This window comes from Flavobacterium sp. UBA5153 (assembly GCA_002413745.1).
Taxonomy (GTDB): domain Bacteria; phylum Bacteroidota; class Bacteroidia; order Flavobacteriales; family Flavobacteriaceae; genus Flavobacterium.
On record DHXP01000062.1, the window covers coordinates 39036 to 62438 of the forward strand.

General features: G+C 35.4%; 25 protein-coding genes. 10 read left to right on the plus strand and 15 right to left on the minus strand.

What is annotated here, in order from left to right:
• The first annotated feature begins 19 nt into the window (after window positions 1-19).
• The 4 genes from B2145_RS12315 to B2145_RS12330 are packed head-to-tail and all read left to right on the plus strand — an operon-like array spanning window position 20 to window position 2537.
• Window positions 20-352, plus strand: coding sequence for a hypothetical protein (locus B2145_RS12315; protein ID WP_291102690.1), 333 nt, complete (start codon window positions 20-22; stop codon window positions 350-352).
• The gene (locus tag B2145_RS12320; protein WP_291102693.1) at window positions 352-1968 is read left to right on the plus strand and encodes a hypothetical protein; all 1617 of its coding nucleotides are present in this window, start codon (window positions 352-354) and stop codon (window positions 1966-1968) included. The genes B2145_RS12315 and B2145_RS12320 overlap by 1 nt, the downstream gene beginning before the upstream one ends.
• A gap of 25 nt (window positions 1969-1993) precedes the next feature.
• Window positions 1994-2224: a hypothetical protein gene (locus tag B2145_RS12325; RefSeq protein ID WP_291102694.1), complete on the plus strand. Its 231-nt coding sequence runs from the start codon at window positions 1994-1996 to the stop codon at window positions 2222-2224.
• Window positions 2225-2261: 37 nt separating this feature from the next.
• The gene (locus tag B2145_RS12330) at window positions 2262-2537 is read left to right on the plus strand and encodes a DUF6150 family protein (RefSeq protein WP_349678073.1); all 276 of its coding nucleotides are present in this window, start codon (window positions 2262-2264) and stop codon (window positions 2535-2537) included.
• Between the two features lie 165 nt (window positions 2538-2702).
• Here B2145_RS12330 and B2145_RS12335 read toward each other — a convergent pair whose 3' ends face one another.
• Window positions 2703-3200, minus strand: coding sequence for a hypothetical protein (locus B2145_RS12335; RefSeq protein ID WP_291102695.1), 498 nt, complete (start codon window positions 3198-3200; stop codon window positions 2703-2705).
• Between the two features lie 204 nt (window positions 3201-3404).
• On the opposite strand from B2145_RS12335, the gene der reads away from it, so the two are divergent.
• The 3 genes from der to B2145_RS12350 all read left to right on the plus strand — a co-directional run bounded on the left by der (window position 3405) and on the right by B2145_RS12350 (window position 8248).
• On the plus strand, window positions 3405-4715 hold the full coding sequence (gene der / locus B2145_RS12340; protein WP_291102696.1) for a ribosome biogenesis GTPase Der: 1311 nt from the start codon (window positions 3405-3407) through the stop codon (window positions 4713-4715).
• 215 nt (window positions 4716-4930) lie between these two features.
• Window positions 4931-7690, plus strand: a complete 2760-nt coding sequence (locus tag B2145_RS12345) for an outer membrane beta-barrel protein (RefSeq protein ID WP_291102697.1) — start codon at window positions 4931-4933, stop codon at window positions 7688-7690.
• Window positions 7691-7768: 78 nt separating this feature from the next.
• Complete coding sequence (locus B2145_RS12350; protein ID WP_291102699.1) at window positions 7769-8248, plus strand: hypothetical protein; 480 nt, start codon at window positions 7769-7771, stop codon at window positions 8246-8248.
• A 118-nt stretch (window positions 8249-8366) separates the two neighbouring features.
• Here the strand turns inward: B2145_RS12350 and B2145_RS12355 are convergent, their stop codons facing one another.
• The 14 genes from B2145_RS12355 to B2145_RS12420 form a co-directional block, all read right to left on the minus strand.
• The gene (locus B2145_RS12355) at window positions 8367-9260 is read right to left on the minus strand and encodes a F0F1 ATP synthase subunit gamma (RefSeq protein WP_291102701.1); all 894 of its coding nucleotides are present in this window, start codon (window positions 9258-9260) and stop codon (window positions 8367-8369) included.
• A gap of 4 nt (window positions 9261-9264) precedes the next feature.
• The gene (locus B2145_RS12360) at window positions 9265-10809 is read right to left on the minus strand and encodes an alternate F1F0 ATPase, F1 subunit alpha (RefSeq protein WP_291102703.1); all 1545 of its coding nucleotides are present in this window, start codon (window positions 10807-10809) and stop codon (window positions 9265-9267) included.
• A 1-nt stretch (window position 10810) separates the two neighbouring features.
• Complete coding sequence (locus B2145_RS12365) at window positions 10811-11611, minus strand: F0F1 ATP synthase subunit delta (protein ID WP_291102705.1); 801 nt, start codon at window positions 11609-11611, stop codon at window positions 10811-10813.
• A gap of 11 nt (window positions 11612-11622) precedes the next feature.
• On the minus strand, window positions 11623-11883 hold the full coding sequence (locus tag B2145_RS12370; RefSeq protein ID WP_291102707.1) for a F0F1 ATP synthase subunit C: 261 nt from the start codon (window positions 11881-11883) through the stop codon (window positions 11623-11625).
• A 70-nt stretch (window positions 11884-11953) separates the two neighbouring features.
• Window positions 11954-12622 carry a F0F1 ATP synthase subunit A gene (locus tag B2145_RS12375; protein ID WP_291102709.1) on the minus strand — a complete coding sequence of 223 codons (669 nt, stop codon included), beginning with the start codon at window positions 12620-12622 and terminating at the stop codon, window positions 11954-11956.
• Window positions 12612-12926, minus strand: coding sequence for an ATP synthase subunit I (locus tag B2145_RS12380; protein ID WP_291102711.1), 315 nt, complete (start codon window positions 12924-12926; stop codon window positions 12612-12614). The genes B2145_RS12375 and B2145_RS12380 overlap by 11 nt, the downstream gene beginning before the upstream one ends.
• Window positions 12919-13245, minus strand: coding sequence for an AtpZ/AtpI family protein (locus B2145_RS12385; protein WP_291102712.1), 327 nt, complete (start codon window positions 13243-13245; stop codon window positions 12919-12921). The genes B2145_RS12380 and B2145_RS12385 overlap by 8 nt, the downstream gene beginning before the upstream one ends.
• 1 nt (window position 13246) lies before the next feature.
• A complete protein-coding gene (locus B2145_RS12390) occupies window positions 13247-13651 on the minus strand; it encodes a F0F1 ATP synthase subunit epsilon (protein ID WP_291102714.1) in 405 nt (134 codons plus the stop codon).
• A 6-nt stretch (window positions 13652-13657) separates the two neighbouring features.
• Window positions 13658-15127: a F0F1 ATP synthase subunit beta gene (atpD, locus tag B2145_RS12395; RefSeq protein ID WP_291102716.1), complete on the minus strand. Its 1470-nt coding sequence runs from the start codon at window positions 15125-15127 to the stop codon at window positions 13658-13660.
• Between the two features lie 473 nt (window positions 15128-15600).
• Window positions 15601-16404, minus strand: coding sequence for a TPM domain-containing protein (locus B2145_RS12400; RefSeq protein ID WP_291102718.1), 804 nt, complete (start codon window positions 16402-16404; stop codon window positions 15601-15603).
• A complete protein-coding gene (locus tag B2145_RS12405) occupies window positions 16404-16841 on the minus strand; it encodes a TPM domain-containing protein (RefSeq protein ID WP_291102719.1) in 438 nt (145 codons plus the stop codon). Before B2145_RS12405 ends, B2145_RS12400 begins: the two co-directional genes overlap by 1 nt.
• Before the next feature lie 57 nt (window positions 16842-16898).
• Window positions 16899-17492, minus strand: a complete 594-nt coding sequence (locus B2145_RS12410) for a LemA family protein (RefSeq protein ID WP_291102721.1) — start codon at window positions 17490-17492, stop codon at window positions 16899-16901.
• Window positions 17493-17577: 85 nt separating this feature from the next.
• Window positions 17578-17910: a MerR family transcriptional regulator gene (locus B2145_RS12415; RefSeq protein ID WP_291102723.1), complete on the minus strand. Its 333-nt coding sequence runs from the start codon at window positions 17908-17910 to the stop codon at window positions 17578-17580.
• Entirely contained in the window at window positions 17910-18887 is a 978-nt protein-coding gene (locus B2145_RS12420) for a M23 family metallopeptidase (RefSeq protein ID WP_291102725.1), read from the minus strand. The genes B2145_RS12415 and B2145_RS12420 overlap by 1 nt, the downstream gene beginning before the upstream one ends.
• A gap of 309 nt (window positions 18888-19196) precedes the next feature.
• On the opposite strand from B2145_RS12420, the gene alaS reads away from it, so the two are divergent.
• The 3 genes from alaS (at window position 19197) to B2145_RS12435 (ending at window position 23322) form a co-directional block, all read left to right on the plus strand.
• Window positions 19197-21824, plus strand: a complete 2628-nt coding sequence (gene alaS, locus B2145_RS12425; RefSeq protein ID WP_291102727.1) for an alanine--tRNA ligase — start codon at window positions 19197-19199, stop codon at window positions 21822-21824.
• A 129-nt stretch (window positions 21825-21953) separates the two neighbouring features.
• Window positions 21954-22331 carry a GxxExxY protein gene (locus B2145_RS12430; protein ID WP_291102729.1) on the plus strand — a complete coding sequence of 126 codons (378 nt, stop codon included), beginning with the start codon at window positions 21954-21956 and terminating at the stop codon, window positions 22329-22331.
• 34 nt (window positions 22332-22365) lie between these two features.
• Complete coding sequence (locus B2145_RS12435; protein WP_291102731.1) at window positions 22366-23322, plus strand: GSCFA domain-containing protein; 957 nt, start codon at window positions 22366-22368, stop codon at window positions 23320-23322.
• The last annotated feature ends 81 nt before the right edge of the window (window positions 23323-23403 follow it).

Here is a 23403-nt window from a genome sequence, read left to right on the forward strand (position 1 = left end):
CATTAAACTTAAAAATGTTATGGTAAACATATTCGAATCAATAATCACTCATTTTAAAGAAAATGATATAATCCATCTTGCAAGACAAGGGCATTTTTATACTTACATTGGAGTTTCTACGACAAAAATTAATGGAAAGGAATTTAAGTCCATAACTTATAGAATTAGTCCAACTAATCAAAAAAGAGTAACAAAACAATTAATCGAAGAAACTTATAGATATTTTAGAATTCATAAAAAGTTTCCAGATATTAGTTGGTATAGAATAAAATTTCCTGATGAAATAAAATCGAGACCTTGTAATAAATCTGTTGCGAAAGGATTAATGACAACTATAATTGAAACTAAATAATGAAGAAGGTTATATTTTTATTTATGATTGGATTTTGCACATTAACAAATGCGCAAGAAGAACAAATTGTGACATTAACCGTTATAGGTCAAGGTAAATCAAAAGAAGAGGCGAAACAAGTTGCATTACAAAATGCGATTGAACAAACTTATGGGACTTTTATTTCATCGAAAAAAGAAATTATAAATAATAAAGTTACAAAAGATGAATTTGTTTTAGCTTCAAATGGTAATATAAAACAAAATGATATAATATCCGAAATTGAAATTCCTAATATTGGGTTTGTCGTAACTTTAAAGGTAATTGTGTCAATTACCAAGTTGACAGAATTTTCAGAAAGCAAAGGAGAAGTTATCGAATTTAAAGGAGGTATTTTTTCACAAAAAATAAAATTGCAAAAACTAAATGAAGCTGCAGAAAATATTGCAATTAGAAATCTCTGTTTATCAAGTTTTGAAATCTTAAAAAACGCTGTTAATTTTGAAGTTCAACATTCAGAACCACAAATGGTTGGTGAAGATAAAGGTAACTATGATAAAAATATTAACGCTTATAGTTTCAGTGATAAATTTGGTTATTACTTGAATGAAGTTAAACCAGATGATTACAAAATTATCTTTACAGTTAATGCAAAACAAAATGATAATTATTTTGTTTTTATGGACTATTTTAAAAAAACAATTCAATCTTTATCAATGACATCTGAAGAAGCTAAAGATTATGAAAATTTGAATAAGATTGTGTCTCAAGTTATTATTGATGATAGTATATATTATTTGAGAAACGAACAAAGTATAAAAGATTTGCATAATTTATTCATTAGAAGCAATATAATTCCTTCAACATTTAAAATTACTTCAAACATAAGAGAGCTAAATTTTTTATTAATGAACCGATATCTTAAAGATAATTATAGCTTTAATAATTTAAAGTCATTTGTCAATGTTGAAACCATAAGTACTGTATATGCTCAAGCTGACTATTCTGATGAATACAAATACATCTCAGAGAAAATTTTACATTCATCAAATATTTATCCGTTTTATCAAAATTTTTTCACTCCGATTTTGAATTTCTTTAAAGAAGAAACAGTAATTAATTATATTGACAATACAAGGAAAATTGAAATTGGAGATTTAGCTGAAAACTTAGAAAATCGTATTAAACTGAATACCAAAGAGATTAATTCTGTTACATTTACTTTTGATGAATATTTTACATTAAACGAAATAGAAAAAATAGACGCCTTTAAGATAGAACAGTTAGATTTTATTAAAACATTAAAAGAAGAAGAAGAAAGGTTGAAAAAACTTAAATTGGTGCAATTAGCAGGAGGTGGATATGAACCATACGAAGATTTTTATGGTAATAAATTCAATAATTATGGGGATATATTTGGTGATGGTGCCACAAGGACCACAGCAAATTTAATTGAAATACAAAAAAACAAAGTTTTAGTTAAAGTTTATATAACCAAAAACGGAAGTAATAGTTTTTGGAGTAATAACGGCAACCCTGGTAAACTATATTATGTTCCAATTGGTAAAGTAGTCAAATATTTAGATACCAACAATTTTAAAAATAAAAAAGGTGAATTGTCATTCCAATATAATTAAATTATTTAACTAAAAAATATAAACTATGGCATTATGTAGATGTGAAAAAGAAAAAAAACCAATTAGCAAGAAAAATCAATATACAATCAGAGTTGAACCAATTGGTTATCCTGAAACTTCATCAACTTGTGGAATTAAAAACTGTTTAAATCCAGGATTGATTTGGCTTACAAAAGAAGAGGAGGATAAATATAACGAAGAAGATGAGCGCTTTTTCAATTATGCTAGTGCTGTTAGTAAAGTAAAAGTTAAATAGTTTATGTTTATTAAACGTGAAAAATAATTTTATAAAAATGAAGATTTTGAATGTTTTTTTGCGTAAAAGTAAATTTACTTTCTTTTTAATGTTTTTCATCTTTTTTGCCCAAGCCCAAAAAGTCTTTTCCGTTCAATATGTAAACCAAGCAGATGTAAAAGTTTTCGTGGTCGATTACCCCAATCAAGCCGATTTAAAAGTCTATAAAGTCAAATATAATAATCAGGCAGGCAAGAATGATGGTTTATGGTTTTTTACCCAATATGCCAATCAAGCAGATAAAAAAATATTTTTCGTTCAATATGCCAACTAAGCTGATGTGAAAATTTATTTTATGGAATATTCGAATCAAGCAGGTTGGAACGATAATTCCAAAAAAGCCTATTTCTATTAAAATACCCTAGCCCTGATAGAAGCGGCATCCCACGCTTTTGGGCGTGGATATAGCGAATAGCAGGAAATAGCTCCAAGAAAAAAATTACGATTCCAAAATCTCCAAGAACTTCCCTTCCAATTCATTCATTTGCGAGTTGCCTTTAAACCGGATTTGCTTGGCGATGAAATAGAGTAAAAACCAAACGATTACCATTAGCAACATCACGATTAAATCCATTGTGGTGGGTTGTTTCAAGACATAGTTAGAGTAGGCGATGGCGCTAAAAATTACAAAAATTCCCGCAACCATAAAATGCAGAAATATAAAAAATGTCCATAAGGTGGGTTCCGGTCCAAATAATCCCCTGATGTGTGTTCCGTTATTGTCTTTTGGTTCCAATTCCAAATGCAAATGCGGCGACCAATATTCTCGTTTTGAATCGGGCATATTCATCCAAATATGATTGTGTTTTATCTTTAAATGACAATCTTCCGTACAATTGATTTTATAATTTTCGAATTTTTGACGAACAGCATCTATGTTTTCTTCGATATCTTTGTAAAAACGCAAGCGAAGTCTGATTTCATTATTGGCATCCATAACAGCAAATTTTTTGGTCGGTTTTATTAATAGGAGCGCAAAATAGTAAAAAAATTGATAGTATGGTATTTAACACTACCTTTGCAAAAAATTAAAATACCGTATTATTTGGATTTTTAAAGAATTATGGTTTTGGCTATCCAAAATCTAATCGTCACCCTGAGCTTGTCGAAGGGCTGAAATCTGAAATCAAAAATTAGAAAAATGAACAACATTGTAGCCATAGTAGGAAGGCCAAACGTAGGGAAATCGACGCTTTTTAATCGATTGATCCAGAGAAGAGAAGCTATTGTAGATTCGGTTTCGGGCGTGACCCGTGACAGAAACTATGGAAAAAGCGAATGGAACGGAAAGGAATTTTCGGTAATTGACACCGGTGGGTATGTTCGTGGATCAGACGATATTTTTGAAGCAGAAATCCGCAAGCAAGTGGAATTAGCCATTGATGAAGCTGACGTAATAATCTTTGTGGTAGATGTCGAAGAAGGCATTACACCAATGGATGACGTAGTTGCCAGACTTTTGCGTAAGGTAAAAAAGCCTGTTTTACTTGCCGTAAATAAGGTTGACAACGCCATGCGTGAAAAGGATGCTCTTGAGTTTTACAATCTTGGTTTAGGCGATTTTTACACTTTTGCCAGTATTTCCGGAAGTGGAACCGGAGATTTATTGGATGCAGTAATTGATGCTTTTCCGGTGAAACCTGAGCCAGTTCAAGAAGAAATTGTATTACCTCGTTTTGCAGTTGTGGGTCGCCCGAATGCTGGAAAATCAAGCTTTATAAATGCCTTGATTGGCAAAGAACGTTTTATGGTTACTGACATTGCGGGGACAACCCGTGATGCAATTGACACTAAATTTGATCGTTTTGGGTTCGAATTCAACATGGTCGATACCGCAGGAATTCGTCGTAAAGCAAAAGTGAAGGAAGATTTGGAGTTTTACTCCGTGATGCGTTCGGTTCGTGCGATTGAACACGCCGATATATGTATCTTGATTATTGACGCCACCCGTGGATTTGAAGGTCAGGACCAAAGTATTTTTTGGTTGGCCGAAAAAAACCGTAAAGGAGTTGTCATCTTGGTAAACAAATGGGATTTGGTCGAAAAAGACACCATGTCAACCAGAGATTATGAAGCCAAAATCAGGGAAGAATTAATGCCTTTTACCGATGTGCCCATTCTTTTTGTTTCGGCATTGACAAAACAACGTTTGTTGAAAGCACTTGAAGCTACGGTTCAGGTTTTCGAAAATAGAAAACAACGTATTGCGACTTCAAAATTCAACGAATATATGTTGAAAGTGATCGAAGCTTATCCGCCACCAGCTACAAAAGGTAAATATGTAAAGATTAAATATTGTATGCAATTGCCAACATTGACGCCACAGTTCGTGTTTTTTGCCAATATGCCACAATATGTTAAAGAAGCCTACAAACGTTATTTAGAAAATAAAATTCGTGAAAACTGGGATTTCTCAGGTGTTCCAATTGATATCTATATTAGAGAAAAATAAGATAAAAAGCCAAAAAAAATGAACTGCCCCCAAAAAGTTAGACACTATTTGGGGCTTTTTTTATACCTACTTTCAAGTGAGTTCATGATTTATTTTTTAGTTATGCCGGATTATTAATTGAATGTCAATCAAATCGGAAAAAAATAAATAAGTGTTTATATAAAAATTAAACCTTTGAATATTTTTCCAGTCTTACACACTTAACAAATTACATTATGTCCAAAATCTATTCTTTTTTATTGTTGCTCTTATTTTTTTATTCCGCAAATGCTCAAAACAACATTGTTATTGAAGGAACCGTATACGATATTAATACTCAGATTCCTTTAGAATTGGCGACGGTTTATTTTTCCAACGTAAAAGATTCAACCCTTATAGAATTTGCAACTACCGATAAAAAAGGCTTTTTTAAAATCAGCACCAAAAAATATGATAAACCAGTTTTTTTAAAGGTCAATTATATGGGATACCAACCTTATATTGAGGAACAAAATGGGTTTTCAGAAAGCAAAGATTTTGGAAAATTATACTTATTGCAAAATACTAACGTATTAAACGAGGTTGTCATAAAAAGCGAAGCTCCTCCAATACTGATGAAAAAAGATACTTTAGAGTTTAATGCAGCTTCTTTCAAGGTGCGTCCAGATGCCAATGTCGAACTTTTGCTGAAACAATTACCCGGATTTGAAGTCGATAATGATGGGAAAGTAACCGTAAACGGGAAAGAAGTAACACAGTTTTTAGTTAACGGAAAAGCTTTCTTTGATAAAGACGGCGCAATAGCATTAAAAAACTTACCCGCTGACATTATCAGTAAAGTTCAAGTGTCAGATTTTAAAACCAAAAAAGAAGAATTGGCCAAGCAAGAGTCCAGTTCAGATTATTCCAGTATCAACTTGACTATTGACGAAAAGAAAAACAAAGGTTACTTCGGAAAAGTAATGGGAGGATATGGCACTGATGATCGGTATGATACTAGTTTTTTATTGAATTATTTTAATAATAATCAAAAAATAAGTTTATTGGCTTCTGCCAATAATATTAATTCGACTGGTTTTTCCATGGACGATGTGTTTGATAATATGGGGAGAGGAAGAAATTCAAAATCTGGTGCAAAAATTTCTGCAAAAGGTATTACAGAATCTAATTTGGTTGGCTTTAATTATTTGGATCAATGGGATAAAGTTTTAGATGCAAGTGCAAGTTATAATTTTTCTAATACAGTAAATAATAACGAGAACAAATCCAACCAAGCTAATTTTTTGCCTACAGGGACTATTTTTACTGATGCTGATTCGAAAGCCCGAAATGAAAATACAGGAAACAAAGTAAATTTTGAATTTGAATATAAAATCAATCCCTCTGCAACACTTGTTGTTACACCAACAATTAATCAATCCCGCACCAACAGTATGTCCAATTCTTCCAGCTTCTCTAAGGATGAAAATGGGGATTCCTTAAACGAAAGTACGTCAAATTCAAACAAGGAAAACACTTCTTCGAATTTTGGGAATACAATAAACTTCAACAAAACATTCCAAAAAAAATCCCGTAATCTGAGTTTTGTTTTCAATAACACTAATTCAAATAGCGATTCAGAGGCTTTAAATCAGTCAAAAACTATTTTCTATCAAGGAGATAACCCAGATATCAACAGAAACCAAAATAGCAAGAATGGCAATACAGATGATTCTTATTCTGCCGATATTGAATACACTGAACCTATAAAGGATTCATTACGAGTTCGATTTGGTTCTGAATTCGGATGGGAGAATTATATCAATGACGTAAAAACATTCGATTATGATGGAATTTCACAATCTTATTCGGTCTTAAATCAAGCATTAACTAATTATACGACATCGAAACAAAATTCCGTTACTCCAAAAGTGGGCCTTACTTTCGAAAAAAACAAATTTACTTTTAATTTAAATTCCAGTACTTCTATTATTGATTTTGACAATCATTCCTTATATCTCAATAAAACTACCGATTTAAATCAGAAATATGTTTTACCTTTTGGCAGTGCACAAATTAGGTATAAGTTAGACCGATCAAAATTTGTTACTTTTAGATATAATTATTCGAATAGTCTTCCTTCTTCAGATCAATTATTGCCAGTGGAGAATTTGTCGAATCCTTTAAATACAATAATAGGAAATCCAAATTTGAGTCCTAATGAAAAAAATAGCCTAAATATCAATTTTAGGAATTTTGATTTTCGAACACGCTCTGGCTATACTTTGTATATGAGAGGTGATTTTTTAAACAACTCAGTAGTCTCGACTTCAGTGTATGATGCAAGCGGTAAAAGAACCACTACTTTTAAAAATGTTACAGGAACCTATACAACAGCTATTGGAGGAAATTGGAATCAAACCATAAAAAATGATGCCCACGTTTTAAGATATGGAGTAGGTTTAAATAGCAGTTATTCTTTGGATAAAGGATTTACCAATGCCGTTTTGTATGAGGCAAAATCATTGGGACTTGCCCCAAGAGTTTATTTTTCATATGATTATGGTGAACTGCTTACTATTGCGCCATCGTATAGTTTGTCCTACAACGAGTCCAAATATGTCAATTCTTCATTAAAAGCCAGCTCGAATGTGGTGCATAGTATTAATATGCAAATTACCAGCTATTGGCCTAAGAATTGGGTTTTTGGAAATGATTTCGGATATACCTACAATTCGAACATTTCAAATGATTTCAAAAAAGATTTTTATTTATGGAACACGAGTTTATCCTATGCTTTTTTTGATAAAAAAATGATACTAAAAGTAAAAGTCTATGATGTTTTAAATCAAAACCAAAGCGCCACAAGAACGATATCTCCAACAACAATTCGCGATGAAGAAAACACGGTTTTAAAACGCTATGCCATGTTTTCCTTAGCATATAAAATTGGGAATTTCGTGCAAAAAGAAAGAGGAAATCACTTTCAAAAAAGAGGAAGAGGTAGGGAAGAGTAATAATTTTTTGTTAAAAATTAAACTTTTTTTAATTACTCTTGTCTTACTAATCATTAACCTAACAAAAAACAAAAAAATATGAAAAAATTAATCATTGTCGCGCTACTTATTGTTGGATTTTCCTCTTTTGCTCAAGACCAAAATCAACCGGAGCAAAAATCGAATAAAAACCGTAGAGAAAAACTATCTCCGGAGAAAAGGAACCAGTCCCAGTTGGATAAAATGACAACCGAATTAAATTTGGATGCCAAACAGCAAGAGCAAATCAAACCTATTATTGCTGAACAAAACGCTAAAAGAGCAGCCATGCAAGCTGAAAGAATGGCGAACAGGGACAAACAAAAAAAAATGACTTCTGAAGACCGTGAAGCTTTTATGAAGAACAGAAAAGAGGAAAAAGAAGCAATGGATAACAAATTAAAAACCATTTTGTCACCGGAGCAATTTAAAAAAATGAAAGAAAATGAAGAGGCTAATAGAGCAAAAATGAGAGAATCCAGAGAATCCAGGGAACCACGAGACAATGGAGAACCAAGAGATAATAATGATATGCAATAATTGTAATAGGATTAAATAAAAGAGGCATAAACTGAATATTCAGTTTATGCCTCTTTTATTTGTATCATTCTTATTTTTAAATAATTATATATAAAATATGAGCCCGTCACAAAAGCTATTATTTTCTTTCATTTTTCATAGCCTCAAATCCTGAAATCACGTCAAACAACTCTTCGTCAATTGTGCTTTGGCGTAAATGATTGAAATTTTGGCTAAGATCATTCAACAATTCGTCAATATTTTTTTCCGCTCGTTGCATCGCTGCCAATCGGCTTGAGTTTTCACATGCCAAAGATTCAGCACATGCCTTGAATAAAGTCACGAAGAGATACTCTCGAATAAGTGCGGACAAAGTGGGTTTAAATCCTCCGGCAACTTGCGGCGTTGTTTTTGTGGGCCAGTGGAATTCTTCTAATTTATTTCTCCAATTTTCATCCAATGGCAAAAATTGTTGAAGCACGGGTTCGTAACCCGTACCGGATTTATGTTGATTGTGAAAAATATAAAATTCTTTCAAATTTCCTTTTTCCAGACTGTCCTGACTTTTAATCAAAATTTGTCCCACTAGAGAAGTAATCGCATCAACAGAATTAGGTACAAAAAAATGTTCTGTATTGGCAAAACCAACGTCCGACAAAAGCAATTGGATGCGATCACCCACAGCCCATATTTCTTTTTTGCCAGGCAAAGCATGGAGAGACTGTGAAACAAATTCTGCCAAAGAATCATTAAATTGGCCAACAAGTCCCTGGTCTGAACCGAAAACAATCGCACAAATTACGTTCTCGTTATTTTTTTTTGGTTCTTTCATTGCATTTATTGCATCAAATTTCTCCTCTCTAAAATAGGCGATGATGCCCAAAGCTACTACACGATAGTAATCTCCAAGGGAACTAACGGCCATTTCATACTGTCCGATATTTGATGCCGCCATTGCTTTCATTGTTCTGACAATGGATTTTATATCCTCGGCTCCTTCTAATTTTCTTTGTAAGTTTTGTAATGTATCCATTACGTTATGTTTTATTGGATTCTGGTTTAATTTGAAAATCAGCAAGAGTATTACTTGCAAGATTCAACAGAACTTCACGATCTGGATCGCTCAATTCGTCGTCTGAAAATAGGCGTTTCAAAATAGCATCGTTAATATCTGAAATGCTCTTGAGAAGGGCAGACTCCCCGTCCTGCATTTTGTCAATTGGAACATTGTCAAAAAGGCCGTTTGTCAATGCAAGCAGCACTAAAATTTGTTCGGGTACAGACATTGGTTGAAGTTCCTGTTGTTTAAGCCAGATGCGAATTCGCTTTCCGTGTTCGATTATGTTTTTTGTATGTTCATCCATCCGTGTACCAAAACGGGCATAGTTTTCTAATTCTTCGAATTGGGAATAGGCAAGTTTTAGATTTCCAGTAATAGAGCGATAGGCCGGCAATTGGGCTTTACCTCCCACTCGAGAAACAGATTTTCCTACGTCAACTGCAGGCAGAATGCCCAATTCAAATAATTTGGGCGATAAATAGATTTGACCATCCGTAATGGAAATGAGATTAGTGGGGATATAGGCAGAGATATTCTGGGCTTCGGTTTCAATAATGGGCAAAGCGGTTAATGAGCCTCCTCCAAGTTTTTCACCCAGATGGGTAGCTCTTTCCAATAATCGTGAATGGATATAAAAAATATCTCCAGGAAAAGCTTCGCGACCCGGTGGTCTTCTTAAGAGTAACGAAAGTTCTCGATAAGCGCGAGCATGATGTACCAGGTCATCATAAACAATCAATACATTTTTGCCTTGTTCCATAAAATATTCAGCAATGCTGGTAGCGGAATAAGGGGCAATATATTTCAATCCGGGGGCATCATTCCCTTCTGTTACAACAACAACAGTATATTCCATCGCCCCTTTTTCTTCCAGATTAGCGATTACTTTTGCAACCGAAGAGGCACGCTGGCCTATAGCACAGTAAATACAAATTACATCTTGATCTCTTTGATTCAGGATTGCATCAATTGCAATGGCTGTTTTGCCGGTCTGTCTGTCTCCTAAAATCAATTCACGTTGACCGCGACCTATCGGTATCAATGCGTCAATAACTTTTAGTCCAGTTTGCAAAGGGACAGTAACTTGGGCTCGATCCATAATGGCAGGGGCAGAGCGTTCAATTGGAAAACGTTGACTGAAGTTGATTGTCCCTTTTCCATCCATTGGTTCTCCCAAAGGATTTATCACTCGGCCAATTAATGCTTTGCCAACAGGAATGTCCATTACACGGCCGGTTCGTTCCACTTCATCGCCCACATTCAACAAATAATCTTCACCAAGAAGGATCACGCCTATCTCATTTTCATCAATGTTATAGGCTATTCCGGACAAGTCACCAGGAAACTTTAACAACTCTTCAAAACCAGTGCCCGGAAGACCGGAAACCCTGACAACTCCCGCTGATACGCTAATAACAGAACCAATTTCTCGGGGCAAAAAGGAGAAAACATACTTTTCCCTGCACTGTTCCAATTGATGGAATAGGGTATCAATAGTATTATTTAATTCGAGTACTGGCATTTTATTTTTTTTCAGGTTCTGCTTTTGTCTCTGGTTCTTCGTTCGGTTTTTCTTTCGTCATTTTCGAAATGCTTTTTTGAAGGGAATTGAGGTATTCCGAAATACTCCAGCCCATTTTATATCCATTTGCAGTAAGTTCGATGCCTCCAATTAGTTCGGGTGCGGTTTTAAATTGAAATTGGGTTTCAGTTTCAAGTATTTTGGTAACTGAGTTTTTAATTTCGGATTGTTGTTTTTCGGGTAGATCAAAAGCGCTTTGCACGAGAATTATATTTGAGCCGGATTTAAATGTTTCGATGAAAGATTTTTTTTCATCCTCTTTTAATTCATTTAGACGCTTGGTAAATAAGGCCACAGATTGTTCTTCCAAACTTAAAGAGGCAAGGTCGGCAAGAGTTTTTCTGGCTATTGCAAAAACTTCCTGCTGTGTCTTTTGGGCGATTTTATTGTTCAAGTTTTCTTGGGTCTCTTGAAAAACATTTTCCATTTTTGATTGCAAAACCCCGGCTTCTTTCCTTGCATTTTCTAGGAGTTTCTGACGTTCCTCCTTGGTTTCGGCAACCACTTTATCCATTAATTCCTTCCTCTCTTTATCGAAAGTGTCGTTTTTTTGTTTGAATTCAATTTTCTCTTTTTCGGCTTTTTCTTCTATAGCTTTTGCGTCTTCCAATTGAGAAACTATTTTTTTTTCACGTTCATCAATGGCGTTGAGAATGGGCTTATAAAGAAAGCGTTTCAGCAATCCTACTAAAATGAGAAAATTAATAATCTGGGCGATTACAGTAAACCAGTTAATTTTCATTTTTCATTTTTTTATTTAGCGATGACATGATTCCAAAAAGGGTTGGCAAAGATGAGAATCATCGAAACTACGAAACAGTAAATTGCTGTTGATTCAATCATCGCCAAACCCACGAATAAAGTTCTGGTAATTGTTGGCGCAGCATCAGGCTGCTGAGCAATTGAGCTTAAGGCCGACGCTACAGATTTACCCTCGCTAAGTGCGGGGAACATGCATCCAATACCCGTTGTTAATCCGGCAGTAATAATTGAAACTACTCCGATAATTGTCATATTGTCCATTTTAATTATCCTTTAAATTGTTGATTTATTCATTTGATTTATACTTCGATTTATAATTTGGTTATCCTGATTTTTGCACCGCAGCGGCAATATAAACAGTTGCCAGAATGCTGAAAATATAGGCTTGTACCATTCCCGTGAGCAATCCAAGCAAATTCATTACAATTGGAAATATAAACGGTGTAATACTTAACAGAATGGCGACAATCATCCCTCCGCTCATAATGTTTCCAAACAATCGTATCGCCAAAGCAATGGTTCGCGAAATCTCACTGATAAGATTAAAAGGCAGCATAATGAAAGTGGGTCGTAAATAGGATTTCAGGTAACCCAAAATTCCACTCTTTTCAATGCCAAAAAAAGGAACAGCCATAAATACACAAATTGCAAGCGCCACGGTTGTCGAAAGAGAACCTGTTGGAGGTTCATACCACGGAAAAATGATGCAAAGATTGGCAACGGCTATAAATAAAAACAGGGTTCCAATAAAACCGATATATTTTTCAGGTTCATTTAATCCGATTTCTTTAATTTGGTTTTTTATGGTTATTGTTATTATTTCAAGGGTACTTTGCCAACGGGATATATGGATGTCTTTTTTGAGGTTACGAGTAATCAGCCACGAAGCGATTGCCAGCAACAACATTAATATCCAGGTGGTGACAATGGTTAGATTAATAGTAATAAAACCATGTTCCCAAAAAATAGTTTCGTCTGGACTAAGTTTCATAACTTTCCTCTTTTTTTAATGGTATTTGTTTTTCATCAATTGATTTGGTATAGTTGACAACAATGTAACGGGCAATAATAAATCCAAGCACACAAATAAGTAACCTTTGCCAGTTACTTGAAGCGAGGTAATAAAATCCAACCATTACGATGCTTACCCGAAAAAAAAAGCTGCCCAAAATCCATAATGCAGGATTTTTTGATGAAAGCGTCTTTTTTACAGTAAGCCAAAGCCCACCAAAATATAGAGTTCCCATAATTAAACCAGCGATAAACACCATTATTCTATATGCAATTTCATTCATCTTTTTCCTCTTTATTTGAATTCATGTCTTTATGTTCTTTAGCTATCCAATGCCATGCGATTAGGCAACCAACAAATAACCCCATAATCAAAAACGATAATGTCCAAGAAAATGTTTGAGGATAAATTTTGTCCAGCCACATTCCTAACACCGCTCCCAACAATGCAGGGACTGAAACGGACCAACCTACCATTCCAAACATTCCTAAACCAAACCAAATACTTCTCTTATTTCTATGTTGAGCTCTAAGCTTGCGTTTTTCTTTTTCGCCAACTTGTTCACTAAATAAATTTGACCCTTTTTTGTCTGAAGTTTTCATTTTATTCTTTATGAAATTTTTCCAAGCGTTGAATGAATCCGCTTTCCATTTTTGCCATCACCGAACGCACATTTTTTTCTTTTTCATCTAAATTCATAAATTGTTTTTCAATCAATTCTTGAAGTTTGCCCAAATCAGCTCCGCCAATTGCATTACGAACAGCCACCATCACTTGCGAACCCGCTTTTATCAAAACACCTTCGTCAATTGCAATGTAATTATCACCCTCCTTTTCAGTTTCATAAGTAAAAATTCCAGGAACCAATGCGGCAACACAGTCAAGTCTTTGCGGCAATAAACCATAAAAACCTTCGCTTGTTTCTAATACAATTCTAGTGACATTCTTTATTTCAACGAAAACTCGAAATGGAAGAACAATTTTTAAATCCATTAATGTTGTCCCCATTTTTAGTTACTTTTTAATAGTTTCATTTTCTTTTGTTGATGGTTTAAAATTGGTGGAACCATTGTTGTTTATTTTTCCTTTTTCTATGGCATCTTCGATTGTCCCAATCATATAAAAAGCACTTTCAGGTAAATCTTTAAACTCATCCGCAAGAATACGTTCACATCCATCAAGAGCCTCTTTCAAACTGACATCCTTTCCCTTGATTCCACTGAATTGCTCAGTGGTGAAAAAGGGTTGCGTTAAGAAACGTTCTAAACGTCTTGCCCGATTTACCAAATTTCGGTCAATAACAGATAATTGTTCCAGCCCAAGCATAGCAATAATATCCTTGAGTTCTTCATATTGCGCAAGGGTTTGTCTTATTTTCTGCGCAAGCTGATAATGTCTTTCTCCAATAATTCCTGGAGTTGCCATTTTTGAATTGGATTGTAACAAATCGATGGCAGGATACAGACCTTCGCTCGCTTTTTTTCTGGAAAGCACTATCGATGCCGATAGATGGGAAAAGGTATGAACGGCAGCAGGATCTGTTAAATCGTCGGCGGGTACGTAAACGGCTTGAATAGAAGTAATGGCTCCCGCATCGGTATTGGCAATCCGTTCTTCCAATTTTGAGAGTTCAGTTTCCATTGTGGGCTGATAACCTAATCTTGAAGGCATTTGTCCCATTAACCCTGAAACTTCCATTCCTGCTTGAATAAACCGAAAAATATTATCGATAAGCAACAGTACATCACGGTGTTCATCATCACGAAAATATTCTGCCATTGTTAAGGCTGCATGACCTACACGAAAACGTGCGCCTGGAGGTTCATTCATCTGGCCAAACATCATTACCATATTCTTTAATACATCGGCTTCTTTCATATCATGGTAAAGTTCTTGTCCTTCTCGGCAACGTTCTCCAATACCACAAAATATACTTACGCCTTTGTTACGTCCAACCATATTATGGATCATCTCAGTAAGCAAAACTGTTTTGCCTACGCCCGCTCCGCCAAACAAACCTGCTTTTCCACCTCTTTCCAATGGTATCAGTATGTCAATGGCCTTTATGCCTGTTTCGAAAATTTCAGATTTTGTAGATCTTTTTGCCAATGGAGGTGGTGATTGATGTATATTTCGTCTTTCATAATTAGATAAAGGTTCTAGTAGATCAATAGTATTTCCGAAAACATCGAACATCCTACCCATAATTTTTTTTCCAACCGGCACAGAAAGTTGTTTTCCATCGTTTTCTACACTCATACCGCGAGCTAATCCTTGGGTGGGTGTTAAAGCAATACCCCGTACATGATTTGCATCTAATTGGGTTAAAACTTCTATGATAATTTGCTTATCGATTCCTGTATAAAGGACTGTATAAATGGAGGGTAATTTATTTTCGAACCAGACGTCCACAACGCTACCTCTCACAGAAATAATTTTTCCGATGCTGATAGATTTTTTTTTATGCTGTGAAACTGTTGCCATTTTTCGAGTTAAAGGATAGATGTTCTTATAACTTTTTATATTTTCAGTCTTTGCAATCACGCTAAAGATAAAGGAGCTTGCAACCTATAAAAATTTAACAACGGAATACGAAAGACAAATACTATAAATACTTTTTTCGTTGTTAAATTATTTTAGTGTTTGATGTTTCCTGAAACGGAAATGAATTTCTAGTTTATAAATAGAATATCCCGTTTGAATAGTAGGTCTTAAATATAGAAAATTTTACATAAAAGTAAGAAAATTTTTTGAAAAACAGTTGTATATGATAATAAAAAAATCTTATGGGCGTTTATTTGAAACGGTTTTTTCCTAAAGGGTTGCATTATTTTGTTTTAAAAAGTAAGCTAAAATGAGGTTTTAATAGATGCATTTCAAATTTTTGGAAAACAGAAAAGAGTTCCAATTTCTCGAAACTCTTTTTTATATTTTTAGGTTAAAAACTGACTACTGATTTACCAATCCCCGCCGCTTCCGCCGCCGGAGAATCCTCCACCGCCAAATCCACCGCCGAAACCTCCGCCGCCAGAAGAGCCGCCTCCAAATCCACCGGAATCACCACCGCCAAATCCGCCACGACCCAAACTGCTCAGGATAATTACATCCAATAAACTTGGTCCTCCACCAGAATTTCCGGAGTTTCCTCCGTCTTTTTTGTTTCTGGAAATCAAAACAAGTATGATGACAACAATAATTATAATGGGTAAAATGGGAAAGTTTTTTTCTTTAGTTTGTTTTCTTTCCCCTTTATATTTTCCTTTGAAAACATCAAAAAGGGCATCGGCACCTTTGTCTAACCCTTTATAATAACTTCCGGCTTTAAATTCAGGGATGATGATATTTCTGGTAATTTCGCCCCCAATTCCTGCTGTCAATCGGTCTTCAAGACCATAGCCTGGCGAAATCCAAATTTTTCTTTCGGCTTTAGCCAATAAAATTAACACGCCATTATCATTTTTTGCACTTCCGCCAATTCCCCAGGTTTGTCCCCATTTTGGAGTTAGAATTCCGATGTCTTCGCCTTTCAGGCTTTCGATGGTGATAACCACAATTTGCGTTGAGGTAGAATCGGAATATCTAATGAGTTTTTCTTCTAATTGTGCTTTTTCGGTGGCACTTAAAACATTGGCATAATCATAAACGCTGGTTTGGAAATCCGGTTTTTCAGGAATTGTAAATTGGGCAAAACTGATTTGTGTAAACAGGAAACAAACGAGCAGTTTCAGGAAAATAGAAGTAATCTTTTTTTGTAATAACATTATCCTTTCGATATTTCATTAGACAATTCATTTGTGTCGTTTTCTTGCCAAGGAAAATGGTTGTGCAATTGTTCTCCAGCCATTAAAATGCCATCGATTAGTCCTTGCTTGAAATTTCCGGTTTTGAATTGAATCGACATAACTTCTTTTGTGCTGTCCCAAAAATCATCGGCAACCACGTCGTGAATGCCTTGGTCTCCACAAATCACGAATTTTTTATCGGCAACGGCCAGATAAATTAAAACCCCATTTTTGAGTTGGGTTTCGTGCATTTTTAGTTGTTGAAAAACTTCCAAAGCCCTATCGTATGGAGCTTTGGAAGTTGTTTTTTCAATGTGGACCCTAATTTCGCCAGAAGTCTCTTTTTCAGCCATACCAATAGCTTCAACAATTGCTTGCTCTTCCTCTTTGGTTAAAAAATCTTCTACTTTTGACATAAGTTTTTTTTAAATTCCTTTTGTTAAGTCCCGCCCAGGCGGGATTGGGGAGGAGAATTAGAATTTCACTTCTGCAGGTTTTTCTGCACCAGCTACTGCTTCGAAATATGGCTTTTCTTTAAGGCCATACATTCCAGCCAAAATATTTCTTGGAAAAGTGTTAATATTATTGTTGTAAGGCTTAACGGCTTCATTAAAACGAGTTCTAGCTGTTAAGATTTGGTTTTCTGTACTGGCAAGTTCATCCTGTAATTTCATAAAGCTTGCGTCAGCTTTAAGGTTTGGATATTGCTCAACACTTACTAATAATCGAGACAAAGAAGAGGAAACACTAGATTGTGCCGAATTAAAAGCAGCTAATTTTTCCGGAGTAATGTTTTTAGGGTCAATTGTAATGGAAGTTGCTTTTGAACGAGCCTCCATTACCGCTGTTAAAGTGCTTTTTTCATGTTCAGCATATCCTTTTACGGTGTTTACCAAATTTGGGATAAGATCATTTCTTCTTTGATAAGCAGTATTAACATTTCCCCAACTTTCTTTCACGTCTTGATCGTAAATTACGGATTTGTTATAAATTCCACTTGCCCAGCTGTAAATTCCAATAACCACAATCGCTACAATAATCCAAGGTAAAAATTTTTTAAAATCCATTTTTGTTTAATTTAAAGTTTAGTTTGTTTATTTTTCTGTTTTTTATTCCCTCTTTGCTCCGTCAGTTGAGTGGAAGTTAGGAGGATTAAAGCTCATTTTTGATATTCGTCAACTGCAATCTAATCGTTTCTAATTTGCTGATGATTTCATATTTATCCAAGGTTTTCTTTTGTCCTTCCTTTAAATGGGTTTTGGCGCCTTCGAGAGTGAAACCTCTCTCTTTTACCAGATGAAAGATGAGCTGTAAATTCTTGATATCCTCGGGCGTAAACATTCTATTGCCTTTGGCATTTTTTTTTGGTTTCAGAATATCAAATTCGTTATCCCAAAACCGGATAAGCGAAGCGTTAACATCAAATGCCTTGGCGACCTCGCCAATGCTGTAATATCTTTTATCAGGTTGTAGCTCTATGTGCATTAGTCTAATGATTGATTTTCTTGGTTGGCCAATTTAGAAATGGCAACATATTCCACCGCCGAAATATTTCCATAATAAAAATTGAGCGGGTTTACCACTTTTCCGTTTTTGTGCACTTCATAATGACAATGAGGACCTTCGGATCTCCCTGTGCTTCCCACATATCCTATTATGTCGCCCCGTTTTACATATTGTCCAACCTTGCATTTATATTTACTTAAATGAGCATACAAAGTTTCGTAGCCAAAACCATGCCGAATAACGATATGATTTCCAAAACCAGAAGCTGTATTGTCGGCCTGTGCCACAACTCCATCGCCGGTTGCAAAAATTGGAGTCCCGGTTTTTGCGGTAAAATCCATTCCTTCATGCATTTTTCTGGCTTTGGTGAAAGGATCGGTTCGATAACCAAAACCCGATGCCATTCGTTTTAAATTCTCGTTTCTCACAGGTTGAATGGCGGGAATTGCCGCCAATAATTTGTTTTTTGCTTTCGCCAATTTTAAAATATAATCCAATGATTTCGACTGGATAGCCAGTTCTTTACTCAGCACATCAACCCTTTTTGTGGTGTTCAGCACCAACTGAGAATTGTCATATCCTTCTAATGCTGCATACCGATTTATATTACCAAAACCTGATTTTCTTTCCTCTTCAGGAATGGGAGAAGTGTTAAAATATACTCGATACAAATTATTGTCTCTATCTTCAATAGCCGAAATAGCATCATCTACCTGATCCATTCTCTTGTTCAGAATGGCATAATTCAGTTTCAGATTTTCAATTTCACGGGCTTGCAATCTATTTTTTGGCGTTTCAAAATAGGGAGTGTTCAATAAAACCACAAAACTTAAAAAACCAAACAAGGCCGATGCTACTAAAAACAACGCAACAACTCCAAATTTTATTCTTTTTCTTGTTATTATTTTTTGATACGCCAGATTTTCGGAATCGTAATAATATTTTACTTTCGCCATATTTTAAAATACCCTATTTTTGCACATTGTAAAAACGTTAGTCGAACAAATTTAATAAATGTTTCATTTGTTCTGCCCTTTTTTTAATAATAAATAAAATAATGTGCTTTTCCAGCTATTCGTTGCGATTCGTTATTGCAAGGAACGAAGCAATCTCATCAAAAGATTGCTTCGTTCCTCGCAATGACTGGATTTCATTACTATCTGGGGCAAAAAATAATTAGATAATTCAAAAAAAACTTTGTGCCTTAGAGCCTTTACTTCGTCAGTTCGCTGTCGCTCGGGTGTGGCAAAATATATAACAAGAATATGAAATCACAAGACGTACGCAAACAATTTCTGGATTTTTTCGAAAGCAAAGGACATTTAATTGTTCCATCGGCTCCAATAGTTCTCAAAGATGATCCAACCCTGATGTTCAACAACTCAGGAATGGCGCAGTTCAAGGAGTATTTTCTTGGAAATGCGAAGCCAAAAAGCAAGAGAATAGCCGATACCCAAAAATGCCTTCGCGTTTCAGGGAAACACAACGATTTAGAAGAAGTGGGAATTGATACGTATCATCACACGATGTTCGAAATGCTGGGAAACTGGTCCTTTGGAGATTATTTCAAAAAAGAAGCCATCAACTGGGCTTGGGAATTGTTGACTGAAGTGTATAAAATTCCAAAAGACATTCTTTACGTTTCCGTATTTGAAGGAAATGCAGAAGAAAATGTTCCTTTCGACCAAGAAGCTTATGATATTTGGAAAACCTTAATTTCCGAAGACCGAATCATTCTTGGAAACAAGAAAGACAATTTCTGGGAAATGGGAGACCAAGGACCTTGCGGACCTTGTTCAGAAATTCATGTGGATATTCGTTCTGCCGAAGAAAAAGCGTTGGTTTCAGGAAAATCTTTGGTCAACAATGACCATCCACACGTGGTGGAAATTTGGAACAACGTATTTATGGAATTCAACCGTAAAGCCGATGGCACGCTCGAAAAATTACCGGCGCAACACGTCGATACCGGAATGGGTTTCGAAAGACTTTGTATGGTTTTACAAGGCGTTCAGTCTAATTATGACACCGATGTTTTCACGCCAATTATTCAACATATCGAAAAAATCACCGGGGCAAAATATACCGTCAAAGCCAAAGACGAAGAAGAAGAAAAAATCAATATCGCCATTCGCGTCATTGCGGATCACGTTCGTGCCGTAGCCTTCGCCATTGCCGATGGACAATTGCCGTCAAATACTGGTGCAGGTTATGTAATTCGCAGGATTTTGCGTCGTGCCATTCGTTACGGATTTACATTTTTGAACACCAAGGAAGCTTTCATTTACCAATTGGTGGAAACTTTGAGCAACCAAATGGGGGGCTCGTTTCCTGAGATTGTTTCCCAGAAAAACCTGGTTATGAATGTTATTCGTGAAGAAGAAAGTTCCTTTTTGAGAACATTGGATCAAGGTTTACAATTGCTCGAAAACGTAATTAAATCAATAGAAGGAACAACGGTTTCGGGTCAGAAAGCGTTCGAATTGTATGATACTTTTGGATTTCCCATCGATTTAACCGCCTTGATTTTAAGGGAAAGAGGACTGGAATTAGACGAAGCGGGATTTGACAAAGCGATGCAGGAACAAAAAAAACGTTCTCGCGCCGCTTCTGAAGTTTCTACCGAAGATTGGACAATTTTAATTCCTGGAAATGTAGAGACATTTGTGGGTTATGATAAAACTGAAAATGACGTGAAAATCACGCGTTACAGAAAAATTGATTCTAAAAAAGATGGCGTTTTATTCCAAATAGTTTTGGATGCAACCCCTTTTTATCCGGAAGGTGGAGGACAAGTGGGAGATAGAGGAACGTTAGTTTCTGCCAATGAAACCATCGAAATTATAGACACGAAAAAAGAAAATAACTTAATTCTACATTTCGCAAAAAAGTTGCCTGAGAACGTTAACGGCAGTTTTGTTGCCAAAGTAAATCAGGATTTAAGACGCTTATCTTCTAGAAACCACTCTGCGACACACTTGATGCACCAAGCCTTGAGAAGCATTTTGGGAACACATGTAGAACAAAAAGGGTCATTGGTAAACCCGAATTATTTGCGTTTCGATTTTTCGCATTTTGCAAAATTAACCGATACCGAATTACAACAAGTGGAGGATTTTGTAAACGCTCGAATTCAGGAGCAATTGCCATTGATTGAAAGAAGAAATATTCCATTTAAACAAGCGGTTGACGAAGGTGCAATGGCATTGTTTGGAGAAAAATACGGAGACGAAGTTCGTGCCATAAAGTTTGGTGAGAGTATGGAATTGTGTGGTGGAATTCATGTGAAAAATACCGCCGAAATTTGGTATTTCAAAATCGTTTCCGAAGGTGCTGTTGCAGCCGGAATTCGTAGAATTGAAGCGATTACCAGCGATGCGGTAAAAGCCTATTTTGAATCGCAGGAAAACACTTTGAATGAAGTTGAAATTGCACTAAAAAATCCGCAAGATGTGATGAAAGCCGTTCATTCATTGCAAGACGAAAATGCAAAGCTGAAGTCCCAAATTGAGTCTTTGATGAAAGATAAAGTCAAAAATTTGAAAGCAGCTTTGTCATCAGAACTACAAGAAATAAACGGAATTCAATTTCTGGCCAAACAAGTCGATTTGAGTCCGGAAGGAGCAAAGGATTTGGCTTATGAATTGGGCAATTTAGGAAAAAATATGTTCTTGGTTTTGGCCACGGCCGAAGAGGATAAACCAATGTTGAGCTGTTACATTTCGAAAGAATTAGTTGCCGAGAAAAAACTGAATGCTGGAAACGTAGTTCGCGAACTTGGAAAATTCATTCAAGGTGGAGGAGGTGGGCAACCGTTTTTTGCCACAGCCGGAGGGAAAAATGCGGAAGGAATTCAGGAAGCTTTGACGAAAGCCGTTGAGTTTGTGAAGTAGTCTATATGGCTTTTTTGTCTCGCAAAGACGCGAAGGCGCAAGTGTTAGTGGATAAAAAAATTGATTAATAATAGCTTTGTTTCTCTGCGACTTTGCGAGATTTTTAATATATTAGCGAGAAATGCAAAGATGACTGAAAACGAGATTTCTAGAATTGTTGTTGATGTTTCTTATAAAATTCACACTAAACTTGGACCGGGATTGTTAGAGTCAGTTTATGAAGCAATTCTTTATTATGAATTATCTAAACGAGGTCTGAATGTGGAAAGACAGAAACCATTACCTGTAATTTGGGATGAAGTGTTTTTGGATATAGGTTTTAGAACAGATTTGATAATTGAAGACAAAGTAATTATAGAAATAAAATCAGTCGAACAAATTGCAAATGTTCACCCGAAACAACTTTTAACTTATCTAAAAGTAACTGGGATGAAATTAGGATTGCTGATTAATTTCAATGAATCATTAATAAAAAATGGAATTACAAGAATAGTTAATAATCTCTAATCTTTGCGTCTCTGCGACTTTGCGAGAAATCATTATGAATTTCAGAACCCAAATATCCATTTCCAAAAGTGATTTTCCAATAGATTACAATTCCAAGATTGTGTCTTTGGGTTCTTGTTTTGCGGTAAATATGGCCCAGAAACTGGACTATTTTAAGTTCCAAAATACTTGCAATCCGTTTGGGATTTTATTTCATTCCTTGGCAATTGAGAAATTAATCGGGTTTGCTGTTTCCCAAAAAGAATTCACGGAGAAAGACCTCTTTTTTCATAATGAATGCTGGCATTGTTTTGATGTGCATTCTGAATTGAGTAATTCCAATAAAGAAGAATTGATTGTCAATTTGAATGAAATCATCCAATCAACACATCAACAAATTTCCGAATCCACGCATATTATTATCACTTTGGGAACCGCTTGGGCCTATCGAAACATCGAAACCAACGAAATTGTTGCCAATTGTCACAAAGTGCCACAAAAAAAATTCAAGAAAGAATTGCTTTCGATTGAAGAAATCAAGCAAAGTATAGAAAACATCATCAGGTTAATTTCTTCAATAAATCCAAACACAAATTTCATTTTCACGGTTTCGCCAGTTCGGCACATCAAGAACGGTTTTGTGGAAAACCAAGTGAGCAAGGCAAATTTGATAGCTGCCATTTATCAGCAACTGCAAACTGATCACTGCAAACTGACCACTGTATACTTCCCTAGCTACGAGATTATGATGGATGAATTGCGTGATTATCGTTTTTATGCCGAAGATATGTTGCATCCCAATCCCGTGGCGATAGATTATATTTGGCAACGGTTTTCAGAAACCAATGTTTCTCAAGAAAGTCATTCGATTATGGAAGAAGTGGCCAATATCCAAAAAGGATTGGCACATCGACCTTTCAATCCAAAAGCTGAAAGCCATATAAAATTCGAAGTCAAATTGGCAGAAAAAATCACCAATCTTATGTCTCGATATCCATTTGTGAAATTCTAATTTTTCAGAATAATTTTTCAACAAAAAAACCGCGACATTTCTGCCACGGTTATGTTTTTCAAAAGATTACTTCACACAGAA

Coding starts and splice junctions, on each gene's coding strand:
- B2145_RS12315 (WP_291102690.1), top strand. CDS start 20: ATGGTAAACATATTCGAATCAATAATCACTCATTTTAAAGAAAATGAT.
- B2145_RS12320 (WP_291102693.1), top strand. CDS start 352: ATGAAGAAGGTTATATTTTTATTTATGATTGGATTTTGCACATTAACA.
- B2145_RS12325 (WP_291102694.1), top strand. CDS start 1,994: ATGGCATTATGTAGATGTGAAAAAGAAAAAAAACCAATTAGCAAGAAA.
- B2145_RS12330 (WP_349678073.1), top strand. CDS start 2,262: ATGAAGATTTTGAATGTTTTTTTGCGTAAAAGTAAATTTACTTTCTTT.
- B2145_RS12335 (WP_291102695.1), bottom strand. CDS start 3,200: ATGGATGCCAATAATGAAATCAGACTTCGCTTGCGTTTTTACAAAGAT.
- der (WP_291102696.1), top strand. CDS start 3,405: ATGAACAACATTGTAGCCATAGTAGGAAGGCCAAACGTAGGGAAATCG.
- B2145_RS12345 (WP_291102697.1), top strand. CDS start 4,931: ATGTCCAAAATCTATTCTTTTTTATTGTTGCTCTTATTTTTTTATTCC.
- B2145_RS12350 (WP_291102699.1), top strand. CDS start 7,769: ATGAAAAAATTAATCATTGTCGCGCTACTTATTGTTGGATTTTCCTCT.
- B2145_RS12355 (WP_291102701.1), bottom strand. CDS start 9,260: ATGGATACATTACAAAACTTACAAAGAAAATTAGAAGGAGCCGAGGAT.
- B2145_RS12360 (WP_291102703.1), bottom strand. CDS start 10,809: ATGCCAGTACTCGAATTAAATAATACTATTGATACCCTATTCCATCAA.
- B2145_RS12365 (WP_291102705.1), bottom strand. CDS start 11,611: ATGAAAATTAACTGGTTTACTGTAATCGCCCAGATTATTAATTTTCTC.
- B2145_RS12370 (WP_291102707.1), bottom strand. CDS start 11,883: ATGACAATTATCGGAGTAGTTTCAATTATTACTGCCGGATTAACAACG.
- B2145_RS12375 (WP_291102709.1), bottom strand. CDS start 12,622: ATGAAACTTAGTCCAGACGAAACTATTTTTTGGGAACATGGTTTTATT.
- B2145_RS12380 (WP_291102711.1), bottom strand. CDS start 12,926: ATGAATGAAATTGCATATAGAATAATGGTGTTTATCGCTGGTTTAATT.
- B2145_RS12385 (WP_291102712.1), bottom strand. CDS start 13,245: ATGAAAACTTCAGACAAAAAAGGGTCAAATTTATTTAGTGAACAAGTT.
- B2145_RS12390 (WP_291102714.1), bottom strand. CDS start 13,651: ATGGGGACAACATTAATGGATTTAAAAATTGTTCTTCCATTTCGAGTT.
- atpD (WP_291102716.1), bottom strand. CDS start 15,127: ATGGCAACAGTTTCACAGCATAAAAAAAAATCTATCAGCATCGGAAAA.
- B2145_RS12400 (WP_291102718.1), bottom strand. CDS start 16,404: ATGTTATTACAAAAAAAGATTACTTCTATTTTCCTGAAACTGCTCGTT.
- B2145_RS12405 (WP_291102719.1), bottom strand. CDS start 16,841: ATGTCAAAAGTAGAAGATTTTTTAACCAAAGAGGAAGAGCAAGCAATT.
- B2145_RS12410 (WP_291102721.1), bottom strand. CDS start 17,492: ATGGATTTTAAAAAATTTTTACCTTGGATTATTGTAGCGATTGTGGTT.
- B2145_RS12415 (WP_291102723.1), bottom strand. CDS start 17,910: ATGCACATAGAGCTACAACCTGATAAAAGATATTACAGCATTGGCGAG.
- B2145_RS12420 (WP_291102725.1), bottom strand. CDS start 18,887: ATGGCGAAAGTAAAATATTATTACGATTCCGAAAATCTGGCGTATCAA.
- alaS (WP_291102727.1), top strand. CDS start 19,197: ATGAAATCACAAGACGTACGCAAACAATTTCTGGATTTTTTCGAAAGC.
- B2145_RS12430 (WP_291102729.1), top strand. CDS start 21,954: ATGACTGAAAACGAGATTTCTAGAATTGTTGTTGATGTTTCTTATAAA.
- B2145_RS12435 (WP_291102731.1), top strand. CDS start 22,366: ATGAATTTCAGAACCCAAATATCCATTTCCAAAAGTGATTTTCCAATA.